Source organism: Moorena sp. SIO3H5 (assembly GCF_010692395.1).
Classification (GTDB): Bacteria; Cyanobacteriota; Cyanobacteriia; order Cyanobacteriales; family Coleofasciculaceae; genus Moorena.
In genome coordinates, this window is record NZ_JAAHHS010000136.1 from 1 (window position 1) to 17,432 (window position 17,432).

The 17,432-nt window shown below is 44.0% G+C and carries 14 protein-coding genes; 10 read left to right on the top strand and 4 right to left on the bottom strand.

Annotation, left to right across the window (positions count from 1 at the left end):
* Window positions 1-203 precede the first annotated feature (203 nt).
* The 5 genes from F6K52_RS16400 to proX all read left to right on the top strand — a co-directional run bounded on the left by F6K52_RS16400 (window position 204) and on the right by proX (window position 7,723).
* Complete coding sequence (locus tag F6K52_RS16400; RefSeq protein WP_293079410.1) at window positions 204-2,150, top strand: iron uptake porin; 1,947 nt, start codon at window positions 204-206, stop codon at window positions 2,148-2,150.
* A gap of 4 nt (window positions 2,151-2,154) precedes the next feature.
* Entirely contained in the window at window positions 2,155-2,955 is an 801-nt protein-coding gene (locus F6K52_RS16405; protein ID WP_293079412.1) for a Uma2 family endonuclease, read from the top strand.
* 574 nt (window positions 2,956-3,529) lie between these two features.
* On the top strand, window positions 3,530-4,204 hold the full coding sequence (locus F6K52_RS16410; RefSeq protein ID WP_293079434.1) for a Uma2 family endonuclease: 675 nt from the start codon (window positions 3,530-3,532) through the stop codon (window positions 4,202-4,204).
* 123 nt (window positions 4,205-4,327) lie between these two features.
* Window positions 4,328-5,554: a glycine betaine/L-proline ABC transporter ATP-binding protein gene (locus F6K52_RS16415; protein WP_293079414.1), complete on the top strand. Its 1,227-nt coding sequence runs from the start codon at window positions 4,328-4,330 to the stop codon at window positions 5,552-5,554.
* Window positions 5,555-5,689: 135 nt separating this feature from the next.
* Window positions 5,690-7,723: a glycine betaine/L-proline ABC transporter substrate-binding protein ProX gene (gene proX, locus F6K52_RS16420; RefSeq protein WP_293079416.1), complete on the top strand. Its 2,034-nt coding sequence runs from the start codon at window positions 5,690-5,692 to the stop codon at window positions 7,721-7,723.
* Window positions 7,724-7,877: 154 nt separating this feature from the next.
* Here proX and lgt read toward each other — a convergent pair whose 3' ends face one another.
* Window positions 7,878-8,756, bottom strand: a complete 879-nt coding sequence (gene lgt / locus F6K52_RS16425) for a prolipoprotein diacylglyceryl transferase (protein ID WP_293079436.1) — start codon at window positions 8,754-8,756, stop codon at window positions 7,878-7,880.
* 175 nt (window positions 8,757-8,931) lie between these two features.
* A complete protein-coding gene (locus F6K52_RS16430; protein WP_293079418.1) occupies window positions 8,932-9,150 on the bottom strand; it encodes a hypothetical protein in 219 nt (72 codons plus the stop codon).
* A 358-nt stretch (window positions 9,151-9,508) separates the two neighbouring features.
* Here F6K52_RS16430 and iscB point away from each other — a divergent pair, with 358 nt between their 5' ends.
* The 3 genes from iscB to F6K52_RS16445 all read left to right on the top strand — a co-directional run bounded on the left by iscB (window position 9,509) and on the right by F6K52_RS16445 (window position 12,754).
* Window positions 9,509-10,807 (top strand): RNA-guided endonuclease IscB, encoded by a 1,299-nt coding sequence (gene iscB / locus F6K52_RS16435; RefSeq protein ID WP_293079420.1) that lies wholly within the window; start codon window positions 9,509-9,511, stop codon window positions 10,805-10,807.
* A gap of 108 nt (window positions 10,808-10,915) precedes the next feature.
* Window positions 10,916-11,716, top strand: coding sequence for a type 1 glutamine amidotransferase (locus tag F6K52_RS16440; RefSeq protein WP_293079422.1), 801 nt, complete (start codon window positions 10,916-10,918; stop codon window positions 11,714-11,716).
* Between the two features lie 204 nt (window positions 11,717-11,920).
* Window positions 11,921-12,754 carry a hypothetical protein gene (locus F6K52_RS16445; RefSeq protein ID WP_293079424.1) on the top strand — a complete coding sequence of 278 codons (834 nt, stop codon included), beginning with the start codon at window positions 11,921-11,923 and terminating at the stop codon, window positions 12,752-12,754.
* A gap of 174 nt (window positions 12,755-12,928) precedes the next feature.
* Here the strand turns inward: F6K52_RS16445 and F6K52_RS16450 are convergent, their stop codons facing one another.
* A complete protein-coding gene (locus F6K52_RS16450; protein WP_293079426.1) occupies window positions 12,929-13,507 on the bottom strand; it encodes a hypothetical protein in 579 nt (192 codons plus the stop codon).
* Between the two features lie 48 nt (window positions 13,508-13,555).
* Window positions 13,556-13,885, bottom strand: coding sequence for a hypothetical protein (locus tag F6K52_RS16455; protein WP_293079428.1), 330 nt, complete (start codon window positions 13,883-13,885; stop codon window positions 13,556-13,558).
* Window positions 13,886-14,573: 688 nt separating this feature from the next.
* Here F6K52_RS16455 and F6K52_RS16460 point away from each other — a divergent pair.
* Both F6K52_RS16460 and F6K52_RS16465 read left to right on the top strand, forming a co-directional pair.
* The gene (locus F6K52_RS16460) at window positions 14,574-16,931 is read left to right on the top strand and encodes an NACHT domain-containing NTPase (protein WP_293079430.1); all 2,358 of its coding nucleotides are present in this window, start codon (window positions 14,574-14,576) and stop codon (window positions 16,929-16,931) included.
* 243 nt (window positions 16,932-17,174) lie between these two features.
* Window positions 17,175-17,432 (top strand): 4-alpha-glucanotransferase (locus F6K52_RS16465; protein WP_293079432.1); only part of this gene is annotated, 258 nt, incomplete at its 3' end.

The window sequence follows — 17,432 nt, forward strand, 5'->3', positions numbered from 1 at the left end:
TCTACAGTACACTCGGATACCGGAAGATGTTGCTAACCGAGCCATCGAAGCTGTGAATAACAACATCAGGGTTGTTCCATAGAACGACAAAATTCAACAGAAGGCAAAAGGAATACATTTCTTTTGCTATCCGTGTATCGCTGTTATTGGTGTGGTATAGCCTTCGAGCTTTTACCCTTTATTTTTGTTGTGTGAGGAGAATTGTGAAAAACTTTTGCGGTGCATTACCACTGACACCGATAGTACTTGGTGTTCATTTGGTAACCATTACCCCCGCCATGGCTGAGAGCGAACCAGAAACCTTGACCGCTATAGACCCTAACCCATCACCAGATTGGTCAGATCTTAATCCCAGCCCGAAATATCTAGCGCGAGAGTACTTAAAAACTCCCCCAAAAACTCCTCAGTTAACAGACCAATTCCACCATGAACTGCAATTTAAAACTACTACCTCTATTTCTAATTCTGGGATATCGACAGCTAGCTTGACTAATCTGGAGTCACTGCCAGACCTAGAGGTGGCAGACTCTGTGAGTAATCCCTCTATGGGTCAGGTAGCACCGATTTCTAAACTATTAGACATCCCATCTACTCAGACTAACTCCAATAGTTTAGATAATAGTCTAGATAATAGTTTAGATATATCCCAAAACTTAGGTGTGGCAGACCCCTTGAATAATGCACCAATGGGGCGGATAACACCAGTTTATGAACTGTCTGATGTCCAACCTACGGATTGGGCTTACGAAGCACTACAGTCTTTATTAAAGCGCTATAGATGCCTGACTGGTTACGAGGATGACACCTATCGCGGTAACCGCGCTCTGACTCGCTACGAGTTTGCGTTTGGCTTGAATTTTTGCCTAAATCGGGTGAATGCCATGATTATTGGTAAAACAGCAAACTTGGTAACCGAAGCTGATTTAGCAGCAATGCAAAGGCTACAAGAAGAGTTCAGTGATGAATTGGCTACTGTACAGGCTCGGGTCGATAACTTGGAAGGGCGAGTGACTTTCCTCGAAGACCATCAGTTCTCGACTACTACTATATTGCGTGGGAGTGTAGATATTGCTCTAGCTACTGGCTTTGGCGGAAAAAAAGCAGTTCCTTCTGGTCAAAGCCCAACAGAAGATTTTGATGATACTAATACTCTGTTGGGAGGCCGGGCAATTCTCAACTTTGATACCAGTTTCACTGGTCGAGACCTTTTGCGCACTAGACTTCGGGCAGGGAATACCAGTAACTTTAGCACTGGTTTCACGGGGACAGCCATGACAAGGTTTGGTTTTGCCACTAATACCGGCAATGATGTGAGATTAAACCAGCTGTTCTATCGGTTTCCCCTAGGTAATAAAGGTCTGGTATCTATAGCAGCAGCAGGTCAGGGAGCAACTGCTTTGATTCCCACCCTCAATCCAGCATTTTCCATTTCCAGTTTTGGATTCAATAATTACATCTACGACTTGGGTTTTGGTGCTGGTACTGCAATCTACTATCAATTCAATGACGTGCTTGCTACTGGAGCAGCCTATTATACTGGTTCTGCCTCTAATACAGACTTTGGACTGTTTAATGGTGACTTTGGTGCTTTGGCTCAGGTGACCCTTACTCCATCTGATCGCTTTGGTATGGCCTTGACCTATGTCCGGTACTACTCTCCTCAACCCAATACTGCATCGTTCCTCGGTAGCCAATTCGCTCAATCTCCCTTTGGCTCAAATACAGCCACCTCATCAAATAGCTTGGGTGTATCGACTAGCTATCGATTTAGCGATCGCTTTACCCTAGGGGGTTGGGTTGGTTATAGCAATGCGATCGCAGAATCCTCACCCCGTAACGATGGTTTAGATGGGTCAACCGGATCAGATGCAGACATTTGGAGCTGGGCAGTTACCGCTGCTTTCCCAGACATCGGAAAACTAGGCAGCCAGTTGAATCTAATTGTTGGCATGCCTCCAAGACTAGCTAGTAATGAAGTTGCTGGTCGTCGCGATCGCGATGTATCATACCATCTTGAACTGTCTTATCGCTACCCACTCACTGATAGAATCTTTATCACTCCTGGTGTTTTGGTAATTGTCGATCCAGAACACAATGATGAAAATGATACCATTGGGATTGGAGTAGTCCGAACCCAGTTTAATTTCTAGTGGGATGGTTCAAAATAGTCAACCGAAAACCCTCACTCCCAACCAAGATTTTTCCCAACCCTTTCCCGACCACACCCAATTACCAGAGTCGGATGGCACCTTTGTGAAGAACTTTCAAGAGCATCCCCAAACTCTGCTCTTAACCGATTCAATTGGTTCAGTACTGCAACAGCTTCACCCTGATGGTCAGTACATCATTGGTCAAGATTGCGGCATCTACTGGCGAGAAACCGACCCCCCAGAGACAGGAGCCGAAGCTCCTGATTGGTTCTATATTCCAGATGTTCCCCCCAAGCTTGATGGTCAGATTCGTCGCTCCTACGTGCTTCGGAGAGAATACATCCCACCCCTGATTGCTATCGAACTGGCAAGCAGGGATGGGAGTGAGGAACGGGACAAAACATCACTGGCTCAGCTAGCAACTGTTAACTCTCAGACCAAGGATAAGAAAAAGGGTCAGCGTCCTGGTAAATTCTGGGTCTACGAGCGAGTGATGAGGATTCCCTACTACGCCATATTTGTGATCAAGGACAATGAACTAGAAGTCTACAATCTCGTAAATGGATTCTATCAGAAAATGTCACCGAACGAAAGGGGTCATTATCCGATTGCTCCGTTAAAAGTAGAACTGGGAAAATGGTCGGGAAGCTACCAGAATCAAACCCAAATCTGGCTGCGATGGTGGGATAGTGAAGGTAATCTGTTGCTGACAGGACAAGAAAGAGCTGAAAAGGCGGAAGCTGAAGTGGTACGTCTTAGAGCGCTATTAAAAGAACGGGGAATTGATCCAGATACGGTTTTGTAGGGCATAAGTTTATTGAATCGGCTCGTTTGCCCGGTGTTGCAGCAATAGTAATTTATTTTATAAAAAATAAGAAGCCTAATTGATAACTGCAACATCTCTTCAGATTTAGAGTAACAAAAAGTTTGTCAATGTAGTCTTGCTAAATAATGTTTAAATCCCGTATTTTAATTAAAGTTATACTAGAAGTTTAAACATTGTTCAATCGTGAACAGTAACAGTTTTTACTCTGGTTTCTGTATTGAGGACTCAGCACTATTTTCAACGGAAGTATTTTTGACAAAGGATTTAGGATTGCGATCGCCTTTGGCGCGGCTGAGGCCTTTGGCCACGCTTTCGCCGTAGGCGACGCTGCGCGAACGCGAACGCCGATCGCATCAGGTTTACAGAACAGATATACTAGTCTTGGGGAAAGACCTTCGTATCAGCGGTTAACACCGCGCTCTTAGTGCGTTTTTCTTTCCCAGTGATTAGATACCAGGCTTCCAAACGTGACACTAAATTTTTTGTGACCAGCATAACCAAGACCGAAGCAGTATCCCCAACTGCAACCGATAGTGTGGATTGGGAGCCCCCCATGCCACCAACGGATTTAATTTTTGATGATGGAGAACCTTTGGAGAGTGACCGCCACCGCATAGCCATGAACGCCCTGATCCGTTCACTGCGCGTTGCTTTAGCTGACCGAGACGATTACTTTGTTGGGGGCAATATGTTTGTTTACTTCAGCAGTGAACAAGCACGAAACCGGGACTTTCGCGGGCCAGATTTCTTTGTAGTCTTGAATGTAGACGGTAGCCGAGAACGCCTGGGCTGGGTAGTATGGGAAGAACAGGGTCGCTACCCAGATGTAATAATCGAGCTGATGTCCCCCTCCACCAAGCAAGTTGATATAGGTAAAAAGAAGAACATCTACTGCCAGACCTTCCGCACTCCAAATTATTTTGTCTACCAACCCTTTGACCCAGATTCATTGCAAGGATGGTATTTAGATATACACAATGGCTACCAGGAGCTAACCCCAAATGAACAAGGGTGGCTATGGTGTCAGCGCTTAGGCTTGTGGTTAGGACAATGGTCTGGAACCATTGAGGAAAGCTCAGCAGTATGGCTGCGCTTTTATGACCGGGATGGGAATCTAGTTCCCTTACCAGAAGAAGCAGCTGAGCAACGAGCTGAAGTAGCTGAGCAACGAGCTGAAAAATTAGCAGAACGACTGCGACAGGCAGGGATTGACCCAGATGAAATTTAAGGTGAATGGTCATAAAAAGTCCTGAGTGCGTCAGTAATAAGCCTGCTGATTAACTGTTATAAAATAGGGGTTTTTACGAATCATTTTTTTAAAATTACCTTTTCCCATTTTCAACAATTACTAATGACTAATATTAATTCAAACCCCAAAATTCGTATTGAACATCTGATTAAAATTTATGGCGAAAAACCCCAAGCTGCCCTCAAACTATTTCGGCAAGGTGGGAGTAGGGATTCTATCTTAGAAAAAACCGGTCAAGTCTTAGGCATTGCTGATGTTTCTATGACCGTCAATCAAGGAGAATTGTTTGTGGTCATGGGGTTATCCGGTTCCGGAAAATCTACCCTAGCTCGCTGTATTAACCGCTTAATTAATCCCACCAGCGGCAATATCTATATCGATGATGAAGACATTGCCCATGTTGATGAGAAGCGGATGCGAGAGATTCGCCAGAGCAAGGTATCAATGGTGTTTCAGCGATTTGGATTATTTCCCCACAAAACAGTTGCAGAAAATGTAGGGTATGGTCTCAAAGTCCGGGGGATAGATCAAGCCAAACGCCGCAAAAAAGCCCTGGAAACCTTAGAAGTGGTAGGTTTATCCCAATGGGCGGATTATTTACCTTCTTCTCTGAGTGGTGGGATGCGTCAACGGGTAGGTTTAGCCCGCGCTTTAGCCACAGATGCCGAGATTTTACTTATGGATGAGGCATTCAGCGCCCTCGACCCCCTAATTCGGCGGGACATGCAGGATGAATTACTGCGACTCCAAACAGAGCTGCACAAAACCATTGTATTTATCAGCCATGATATTCAAGAAGCCCTGAAGATGGGCGATCACATAGCAGTGATGAAAGACGGTTATATTGTCCAAATTGGCACACCAGAAGAACTGATTAACCAACCAGCTGATGACTACATCAGTGCATTCATCCAAGATGTTAACCGCGCCCAAGTCCTAAAAACTGGGTCAATTGCTCGTCAAACCCCTGCCTTAGTTCTTAAAGAAAACTCTGCTAAGGCTGGACTAGAACAGATGATAGACCATCACCTCCAACAAATGTATGTTGTCGATGAACACAGCAAACCAGTTGGAATTGTCAAGAAACAATGGCTCGAAGCAGTCCTCCAAAAAGGCAGTGAAGACATTACTGAAGTGATGGAAACAGACTTCCCCACAGTCAACGCTTTAACCCACCTAGAAGATATATTTCACCTCTACCGAGATGGACTTCCTGTTGCTGTAGTCGATACTGACGGTACATTCAAAGGAATGGTGGAACAGTCTGATCTTATCGCTAGTATTGGCAAACCTAAAAAGCTTATCCAAAACAACAGCAACAACAGCTGATAGCACCTCAAGTAGCGTGCGCTAATCGGTGTTCGCTGATAGCACCTCAAGTAGCGTGCGCTAATCGGTGTTCGCTGATAGCTTACAAAGGAAATATCTAGATAAATTGACAATCTATACTAGAAGAGTGTTGCTTTGAATAGTATTGTGTTCAATTATTTAATTCTATCCCTTAATAATATCGCAACAAGCCAAGTCGGTCTAGATATTATCTTGAATCCCTTTGAGCTTTATACATTACCTCTTGACGAGTGGGTTACCGCAGTAGTTAATTTCCTAGTTGACAACTTCCGTCCCTTCTTTCAAACAATTAGCTTGCCCATTACCTGGACTCTGGAAGGGATACAATCGCTGTTCCTATCCATTCCTCCCCTAATTTTTCTGATTATTCTGGCTTTGATAGTATGGCAAATTGCTGGGGGAAAAATTGCTATTTATAGCCTTATTGCCTTGACCTTGATTGGCTTTTTTGGAGCTTGGGAACAAGCCATGACTACCCTGGCGCTAGTGGTGACAGCTGTAGTTTTTTGCGTGCTGATTGGCATGTCTCTTGGCATTGCTTGTGCTAGTAGCGATCGCGTGGAGAAATTCCTGCGACCCCTGCTTGATGCCATGCAAACCCTGCCGTCATTCGTCTATCTTGTCCCAGTAGTAATGCTGTTTGGCATTGGTGCAGTACCTGGAGTAATCGCTACTTTAGTCTTTGCTGTTCCCCCCCTGATTCGCCTGACCAACCTAGGCATCCGACAAGTATCAACAGAAGTTGTCGAAGCTGCGATCGCATTTGGCTCAACCCCAAGACAAATGCTTTGGGAAGTGCAAATTCCCCTAGCCATGCCAACTATCCTAGCTGGAGTCAACCAAGCCATCCTATTAGCACTATCGATGTCCGTGGTGACTTCTATGATTGGTGTCGGGGGATTGGGACAGATGGTCTTACAAGGTCTCGGTCGGGTGAATGTCGGACTAGCTGCTGTGGGAGGATTAAGCATCGTTCTGATTGCGGTGATGCTCGACCGGATCACTCAAGTGGTGAGTCAAGGCAACAACCAAATCCCTTGGCTAGAGCGAGGACCCATTGGTTTTGTGCGTTTGAGGTTAACAAAAAAACCACTAACTGGGGCTAATGTTGCTGCAATGGTTTTAGTGGCATTGCTTGTGGGTTTGATCGGCTGGGAACAAATTCCCCAACCTACAACCGAATTAACTGCATCAGAAATAGCCCTACCTGGGAAAGGGGTGAAGGTACGCTCTACCTATGGTTATTCTCCAGAATCACAATTCACTACACACATCGTTAACACAGCTCTCGAAAAGCTCGGTTACGAGATTGAAAAACCCAAAGAACTCCAGCCAACCACCAGGCACATCGCTTTGGGTAATAACGACCTAGATTTTAGCGCTAGCCACTGGGAAAACCTGCACACAGGATTCTTTGAAAAAAATGGTGGCGACAAGAAATTAGAGCGAGTTGGAGTTATTGTTTCTGATCTGTTGCAAGGGTATCAGATTGATAAAAAAACTGCTGAAAAATACAATATCACCAATTTGGAGCAACTCAAAGACCCTAAAATTGCCAAACTTTTTGATTTCGATGGAAATGGTAAGGCAAATTTAGCTGGTTGTATTCCCGGTTGGGGATGTGAGTTAGTTATTGAGCATCACTTAGATGCTTATGGGCTCAGGGATACTATCGAACACGACCAAGGAGAATATAGTGTCCTAATTGCCAATACCATTGCTCGCTACAAACAAGGAAAACCTATCCTTTACTACACTTGGACTCCCCTGTGGCTGACTACGGTATTAAAACCAGGTGATGATGTGGTTTGGCTAGAAGTTGCCCAAACCAATCTACCAGAATCCCAGAAAGGGTTGACAGAAAAACATACTTCAATTAACGGTAAAAATCTCGGATTCGCAGTGGATCGAATCCGCTTTGTGGCCAACAAAAAATTTATAGCAGCCAACCCAGCAGCCAGAAAATTGTTTGAGCGATTTAAGATGCCGATTGAGGATATTAATGCTGAAAGCCTACGGGCGGAAAATGGGGAAGATACCCCAGCAGATATCCGTCGCCATAGCCAAGAATGGATTAAAAAGAATCAAAAGTTGTTTGATAGCTGGGTTGAAGAAGCTAGCAAAGTTGGAGCAACTTCTGGAATTTGAGGTTTCCTATAATTTACGCGCGATCTTCCCACTATCACAACTTCTAACAGATTGCTATATTCCAAAATTGTCCGGATTAACCTGATCTACCCAGTAAATAGAAAGTGGTAGATGCACCCTGGTAAAGTCCTAGAGCTAAACTCTGGGGCTTTTTTTATTTAGAAACCGTATCCCACTGCTGATTATCGACTGGAACAACATCTGGCAAAGACCGACCCATCCAATACAGCCACCCTAAACCAGCAACTCCCAATGCGATCGCAACCAAACTGACCACTTGAGCCATGCGTAATGGACCGAACATCAGACTATCCATCCGCAATGCCTCAATCCAGAAGCGACCAGTACTATAGGCAACCATATAAACTAGAGCCATCGTCCCTACCTTCAGATGGGGTTTGCGGCGTAAATCCCGAAAGAACAGAGTCATCAGTAACCCAAAGACCAATAAGTTCCACACAGACTCATACAGAAAGGTGGGATGGAAATAGTCAAAATTCTGAAACCCTAGGGGACGCTGTAGTGGTGGAATATACAATTTCCAAGGCAAATCCGTGGGAGCCCCAAAGGCTTCGGAATTAAAGAAATTACCCCAACGTCCGATTGCTTGACCTAATATCAGAGAAGGAACTACTAGATCAACTAACAGCCAGACAGACAGTTTATTGAGGCGGGCAAAAATTGTTGCAGCTAAGATACCACCCAAGATAGCGCCATGAATGGCAATCCCACCATTCCAAATCGCAATAATTTGGTCTGGACGCTGGGCGTATTGTTCCCACTGAAACAAGACATAGTAAAGTCTGGCACCAGGAATCGCAGAAATCACCAGCCAGATAGCCAAGTCGCCCAACAAATCTGGGTTAACGTTACGACTCTTGGCTAGGTATTGGGAAAGGCTAACTCCAATTAACACTGCTGAGGCAATCAATAGTCCATACCAGCGGATTGTTACGGGTCCGAGTTCAACGATTATTGGCCCAGGAGAAGCAAATTGGAACCCTAGGGTTAGAGCAGAGATTGCTTGCAGCATTGATTTATCCATAGGCAGCAAACCACAAATTTCATTGTAGTCTCCTAGAGCATCAGTTATAGCGCTACGCGCAAGTCAGAAGTCAGAAGTCAGAAGTCAGAAGTCAGCTATGACTAAGTTTCGAAGTTTAGAAATGTCCTAATTTGAATGCGTAGTGCTATAAGTGATCACAAAACTAGATCAATTGATAATGGGGTGATGAGAGGATGGGATGATGGGGTTTAATCGTGATAGAAATATCCTGATCAAGTGCTTGGTCGAGGTATCGCACTTTGTCAGCCATGCAAAACGCGAGTTGGGAAACCCCCGTCAGGCCACTGCATCGCTGGTCAACTTTTATTACTTGACCAGCTCTGTAGCATTCTCTAATCTGGAGTGCAATGGTGCGAAGCAAAAGCTTGGATCAGCTTCTCCCATAACTGCTCAGCAGACAGTATAAGGCGAACAACCAAATCACCTTCAACCCAAGGTCAGGAGCCTGGGAGTAGCAAACCGCACGGATAAATCCGGGGGCTTGTGAATCATTACCTGACCAGCCCAAGTCCCGTCAGGGACTACGTTATCACCAAGAGTTGAAGTTCCTACCTTGAAATGCGACGCTAGTTTCAAGCTCTAGAACCGGATTGTTAAACATCTTTATCAGGTTAAGGAAGTGCAATCTGGAAAGTACCGACTGATAACATTGGCGTTCGCGCAAGCGTGTGCGAAGCACTCAGCGAACTTTACCCTAGCAATAGGAGAATACTCACATTATGCGAGTTTTTGTACTTGATAAAAACAAAAAACCTTTAGACCCATGCCAGCCTGCTAGAGCTAGAATCTTGCTCAAACAAGGAAGGGCTAAGGTCTTTAGGAGATACCCGTTCACAATCATGATGCGCGATTTGGAGGAATTGGAATGTGTAACACATAATCATCAGATCAAACTTGACCCTGGTTCTCAAACGACAGGTTTAGCAATTATTCAAGAAAAGGTGGTTGTTTGGGGTGCGGAACTAACCCACAGAGGTCTTCAAATTCGAGATGGTTTAACCTCACGTAGAAAGTTGAGACGTTCTCGTAGAAACCGCAAAACTCGTTATCGACAGCCACGGTTTCTTAACCGTAAACGTCCTGATGGGTGGTTAGCTCCCAGTCTAATGTCGAGAGTCTATAATATTCTCACATGGGTAAAAAAACTTACTCGATTTTGTCCGATAACTGGCATTTCTCAGGAATTAGTTAGGTTCGATACTCAGAAGATGGAAAACCCTGAGATTTCTGGCACAGAGTATCAGCAGGGCACACTCTACGGATATGAAGTTAGAGAATATCTACTTTCCAAATGGAATCGTAAATGTGCTTACTGTGGTGTGAGTGATACTCAACTAGAGGTCGAACACATCAAACCTAAATCAAAGGGCGGTTCTGACCGATTAAGTAACCTAGCAATTGCTTGTAGGAAGTGCAATCAAATCAAAGGTAATCAGGAAATCGAACAGTTTTTATCTGGTAAACCTGATGTTCTAAAGCGTATTCTTTCTCAAGCCAAACGACCTTTAGTCGATGCGGCAGCCGTCAACTCAACTCGTTCGCGTAGCGTCGCCAACGGCGAATGGAAGTTGTATAACGAATTAAAAGCCTTAGGTTTGCCCATTGAAACAGGGTCAGGTGGATTAACTAAGTACAATCGATGTCGGCAGAACCTTCCAAAAACACACTGGTTAGATGCCGCGAATGTTGGAGAAGTCGATACTTTGTACATCGAAAGTTATCAGCCCTTGTTGATTTCAGCTAAAGGACATGGTACTCGTCAGATGTGCAGAACGAACAAGTTTTGCTTTCCCACTCGTTATGTACCAAGGTTTAAGTTTGTCAAAGGGTTTCAGACTGGAGATATTGCCAAAGCCGTTGTAACCAAAGGCAAAAAAATTGGAACCTACACAGGTAGAATAGCTACTCGAAAAACCGGTTCATTCAATATCTCCACTAAACACGAACTGGTTCAAGGAATTAGTCATAAATATTGCAGCATTGTACACCGGAAAGATGGATACTCTTATAGTTTCTAATTCAAAAGAATCTCTGTCAAGCTGCTGTTTATGTAAGGGGAGCGACTCCTCCCCATGCATGAATGACAGGGGTTTCCGTCCCTCCCCTTACCAACCCCTATTTTTTTGATGAATTCCGAACAACTAGAATTAACTATAGGCTGGCTTTACCCTACCCTAATGAGTACCTACGGCGATCGCGGTAATGTCATCTGCTTACAACAACGAACCCAGTGGCGAGGCATTAGAGTCAATGTAATCCCCCTCGATCAGCAGACTCCTACTGAGCAATTCTATAAAGTCGATATCTTAATGGGTGGTGGTGCTCAAGATAGACAGCAAGAAATTGTTATGCGAGACTTACAAGGTAGCAAAGCCAATGCCCTACAAGAAAAAATTGAAGGAGGTACACCAGGGGTATTTACCTGTGGCTCACCTCAATTGCTAGGTCACTACTATGAACCAGCTCTAGGTAAGCGGATTCAGGGCTTAGGGTTGCTGGATTTGGTCAGCAAGCATCCTGGCGTAGATGCTCGCCGTTGCATTGGTAATGTGGTATTTGAGATTACTGCATCACCCCTAGCCCAAGACTTAAAGGCTATGCTCGGGAAAAATCCAGTAGTGATTGGGTTTGAAAATCATGGTGGTCGCACCTATTTAGGTAATGTCGAACCCCTAGCTCAAGTGGTCAAAGGATATGGTAACAATGGGGAAGATGGTACAGAAGGAGCATTTTATCGAAACGCGATCGCAACCTACTCCCACGGTCCGCTGTTACCGAAAAACCCCTTTCTTGCTGATTGGCTGATCCAAACTGCCCTCAAGCAAAAGTATCATATACCAGTGTCCTTAGAACCACTGGATGATACCTTAGCAACCAAGGCAAGGGTGGCGATGTTTAAACGTCTTTCCCTAACTAACCTGAGTTGACTAGGACTACTAGGAACAAGTAGTGACTCTTACGGGGAATAGGGCATCAGTAATGGTAGAAATGTTTACCCATTACTAATCATCCACAGTCGGTGACTTGAGTGGATAGCCCATCAATGCCTCGTAAACGAATAAACTATTAACTATACCCCCTCCCAAGCAGTTGAGCGAGGGAGTTGGTCAAGTAAATCCGTCAACAGGGATATGACTGGAAAAGTAATCGATAGCAGTGCCACTGGAATTCTCATTCTGATCATCCCCTTCGCATTGGTGATGGTTCTGTTGCTAAAGGCATGGCCAATAGTACTGGCCATGTTTACCCTGATTATCATCATCAGGCTTTGGCAGCAATATCAATGGCAGAAGTGGACTCGGAAAGTTAATCCCTTCTTCAATCAACTGATTAAAGATAACCAAGGCTGTCTGACACCCATTGACTTGTCGATCAAAGCCGATATTTCTGGAACTGCAGCCAAACAGTATTTAGACAAAAAGGCACAGGAGTTTGGAGCTCAGAGTCAAACCTATGATGACAAAGGCACTGTTTATTACTTTCTGACCGCTAGCGCTCTCGGTAGTATCTTTGATGAGAGTGAACCATCCTTGGAGCCTGAGAGTGAATCCTCCTTGGAGCCTGAGAGTGAATCCTCCTTGGAGCCTGAGAGTGAATCCAATACCAGTCAAGCAACCCCGTCTTTGGAACTACAGCTCCAAAAAGATGAGTTCTCTAGCAGTGACATCCCAAAATTGCTAGAAACTCCAAGATCACAAGAATCTGTTGCCTCAAAACTAGCTGCCTTGACTGGTGACGCTTCAGGTGATCAAAAAAAACGGGTCAAAAAGAAGCAAGATAAGAAAGTTTATCAACCTCTGATCCAAGCCGAATTAGCCAAGCGACTGGATGTTCATTCCAGCACAGTTGGTAAACGTAAATCTGATGCAGACTTTTCACAATGGAGTCAAAGTAAAGATCCAGACGGAATTGCCTGGGAATATTCATCACAGAGAAAGGAGTTCTTGCCAATTGTGAACAATTAGGAAAATCTCGAACGTGAATAAATTTTAATTAGTCATTAGTAATTTGTTCTTTGTGATCTGTACCGAATAACTAATGACTAATCAGCCAGTTTAGCACAATGATAAGTATTCAAAGGACAATTATATCTTACTAGCAATGACCTCATCATACCTAAGGTTAGAAGAAGCTGGGAACTAGGAAATGGAATGAGCAAGTTCTGCCTGGGTTGGGTAATTAAACCTGTCCAGAGAATCCAATTTATTCGACACTTGGGATTTGAGTTGTTCAAATTTGATCTTTAGTATGCGTCTGCTGACTATAGGTTGAGCTATAGGTTGTGAGGCTTGACCAGTATTAGCAGACTCTTGTAACATCTGGCATTGTTGGGGTGTAAGTGTTACGGTTATTACCTGGTTACAGCGTTGTGGTTCTTCAGTGGAAAACAACAGTAGTCGATAGAAGCCTTTATCTGCTAAGCAACGAGTAATAGTCTGAACTTTCGAGGTTTTCAAGTCTAGATAGCAAGGGAGTAACCGAGAGTCGTTTTCTGTAGACTGAAGTGCAGTAACCCATAGTAGCATGGGATGAGGCGAATTGATGAAGATAAATTGACTGTGGGGCTTGCTGAATAGATAATACTGAATTTCCTGTGGGGATAGCATCAAGCATAAGGTGGCAAAATTTCCCAAGCTGCTTGGTAAGATTGCAGGAAATACAATTTTGCTAATTGGTTTATCCTGGGGCCAGGATTGCTGTAGACACACTTGTAACATTTTAACTCCTGATCATCTATTTATAGTCTAATAAACCTATGAATAGCATCATTGAAAACTACCTAAGCTTAAGGCAGAATCAATGAAATATTCCTCCGTCACCGTTGATGCTGTTAATTGGTGAAACTTGACATGCCATAAAGTTTCAGGTAAGTTATCTACGCTCCCTAAGAATGATAGTGATAAAGTATTCAAGGGGTAAGTAGATTGTTGAGCAACTACTTCTTTAACGCCATCCTTATAATTCTGGAAAAACTTATTATTCATAAGGGTTCCAGAGATAAAATTTTCAGTCATTGGGGGAATACCATTGACAAACATCAGGCAGGTAGTGACAGCAGCTGCTTCGATAAAGGTTCTCCAATAACGATGGTTCATAAGTAGAGTTAAGTTGATTGAGATCTAGAAATAAGGCTTACTAGGACACCAAGTCAGTAATCAAATACGGTCGTTATCATACCGTTAGTCATGGTTCAGAGTCCTCTTCACATAATGCCTAAAGTGTACGGAAAATTACTGAATTGATGCTATAGTTTCAGGATGAAGTTTCCATGTTTGCGATCGCGTTTTTGTTGTGTTTGAGTTGATGTATACCAATTACTAAGTAGAAATGGGAGAGGGTGAAAAAGAAAAAGACTGGCAGGGACAATGGATATTTTATTGCCTCACGCTTAAGCTCATCTTTAGTCCGATCACAATCAACGGTCAGACTGGGAGAGTGGGATAGAAGAAAATATAGCAATCCGATTTGAGTTGTGAAACACCAGAAAAGGGGGAGAGGAACCTCAGAGGTGCGCGTTCCAATGGGCAAGTAAACTGCCTAAGGCGCTTTCCGGAAGTGGAGGAACAGAACTAACAATCTTACTATGGGTTATTTTTCAAAAATGATTGAGCATTTCCATATACTTCTTACCCCATCACCTCATCGCGTCATCACCCCATCACCCCATTACCCCGTCTGATCAAAAATTTCCCATTCTGATCCGTTCGTTGTGGCTCTTGACCTATTTTTCGGGAAATCTATAGGTGAGTATCGAAAGATTTTTCAGTAAATTAAGCTTGAGCTATGGCAAAGCGATCTCTCCAGGCATCTCCAGACGGCATCAAAAAAGCCAAACAGGCTTTTGAACGCAAGGGATGGACACAAGAATATTTTGCGGGTGAAATCGGCATAGAAACTCGCCAACCGATTTGGAAGTTTTTTGCCGGTAAACCAGTTGACCGCCGCGTTTTTAGCGAAATCTGCTTTCATCTGGATTTGGAGATGGAAGAGATTGTCGCAATACCAGAAGATACTCAGATAGATGCAGAAAAGAAAGCAGCTGAGGACAAAAGTAGAGTTGATGCCATCGTCACCAAAATGCGATCGCACTACCATGACAAAATTCAAAATCAGTGTGGCACTCTGCGCCTATTGGATATTGCTCGACCGGTGAGCTTAGATCATATCTACGTAGATGTGAATATTCTTGAAGAAATCACTAGTCAACGATGGTTGGAAATTGACGATTTGCAAGGCTTCCCAGCGGAGGAATTTGACCGCTTGGGTATCGGGAAAGTGCGCCGGGAAAGCATACCAGGACTGAAAGCGGTAGAACGCTATCCTAAAATGATGGTGCTAGGTAAACCTGGCTCTGGGAAAACCACCTTTTTGCAATATCTGGCTATTCAGTGCAATCAAGGAAATTTTCAATCGGATCGGGTTCCGATTTTGATTCGATTGAAAAACTTTGCCGAGGATGCTATGATTGAATGTAGTTTTAGCCTATTTAACTACATTAATCAAGAATTCCAAAGTTGTGGTATTTCAGAACAAGATATTGAAACTATCCTCAGCTATGGCAGAGGCTTGATCTTAATGGATGGCTTGGATGAAGTCCCGGAAACTGCCAGTAATCAAGTTATTCAACAAATCCGCAAGATTTCGGAAAAGTATTACAAAAATCAGCTGATCATCACATGTCGCATTGCAGCTCAACAGTATCGATTTCAGGGATTTACTGAAGTTGAGATTGCTGACTTCAAACCAGTACAAATTCAACACTTTGCTAAAAAGTGGTTTGTGGCGGTAGCAAGGAATGACCCAGAATCAGGTTTGGAGAAAGCATCTCTGTTTATCGAGCAGATGAAGCTGCCAGAAAATCAGCAAATTAGAGAACTAGCAACAACACCAGTCTTGCTGAATCTAGCCTGTCTGGTATTTCAAACCAAAGCAGACTTTCCTGTGAAACGCTCTGATCTTTACCAGCAAGGACTAGACTTACTGCTGATTCGCTGGGATGAAGCCCGGGGTGTTAAGCGAGATGATATTTATCGTAATTTATCCTTGCCCCACAAGCTAGAATTACTTTCTCAATTAGCAGTTATTACCTTTGAGCAAGGGGAGTATTTTTTTGAAGAAATTCGGCTGCAACAATTAATTGCTGATTATTTAGGGAAATTACCAGCAACTCAAAGCAATCAGTCAGCTCTAGAATTAGATAGTTTAGCAGTACTCAAATCTATCGAGGTGCAGCATGGACTATTGGTAGAGCGGGCACGAAGAATTTACTCATTCTCTCATCTGACATTTCAAGAGTATTTTACCGCCAGAGCGATTGTGATCGGCACTGGGATGTCTTTGTCACAGCTAGTCCAACACCTACAGGAGAAACGTTGGCGGGAAGTATTTTTACTCACAGCACAGATGTTGCCAGATGCTGATGAACTATTGTTGCTGATCAAGCAACAGGTTAATCGGTCAGTTTGTGCAGAAATGGTGTTTGACTCAGTCAAACTGACACCAGGCGCTATGGCTTTAGATGATAACTTGACAAAGTTCTTGAACTGGATCGAGAGCAAATCCCTCGATATCTATACTCCTTACAAGCCAGCAGCAGTGCGTGCGTTTTACATGACCCTTGCCCTTCCTCCTAGCCATCCTCTTTCCCGGAATCAAGCCTTAGCTTTGGCTATTGATCACAGACTAGGAGGGGAGTTGGGTAGTGAACTTGCCCTAGATTTAGCCTTAGATCATGCTTTAGTTGTTGCCCAAGCTATGACACCAGAACTAGTTTACGACCGACTCAGTGCTCTTTACCTTGCCCTTGACTTGAATCACCTGACTGGGATTGAGTCTATAGGAGACTATCTAGAGAAGCTTAAAAATCAGCTACCTGACCTAGATGATGACGACCGAGATAGTATTCAAGAATGGTGGCAAAGTCATGGTTCGGAATGGGTATCACAATTAAGAGCCTTGATGATAGAGCATCGCAATATTGGTCACCAATGGCATTTGAGCAAGACATGCCAAGATTGGTTAGAGCAGTTTAGCCGTGCTAATCACTTGCTAGTAGAGTGCCTCAATAGTAATTGTCAGCTAAGTCTGACGGTGCGCAAAGAAATAGAAGATACGTTGTTGTTGCCGCTGTGCCACTCGTAATTGATCCCTCACGGTCGATTTTGACCTGAAGGGGTGAAAAGTAGCTTCTCACCCCTTCACCCTTTAACCTACCCTAAACCCAATTGCCTTGGGCGAACAACTTTGGCCTTGGCCTTGACCAAAAGGCCACGCGGGGCGCGTTTGGCCACGGGTGCGCGTTAAACCCGTAACCCTTAAACCTTTTTGACCCATGCTACGGTGATAATGCCGTAAGGCTTACTTACTATTGTTGATCGCTTTTTTATGCCTTTTCCAAGATCTAGTGGTCTTTTGCTCCATCCGACATCCCTACCCAGTCCCTTTGGTATTGGTGACTTAGGTTTACAGGCTTATCAATTCATTGACTTTTTGGCACAAAGCGCCCAGCAATACTGGCAAATCTTGCCCCTTGGTCCGATTGGGTATGGGAACTCTCCCTATGGCTCTTACTCAGCCATGGCAGGCAATCCCCTGCTCATTAGTCCAGAACAATTGCAAAAGCAGGGACTGCTCAAGGATGAA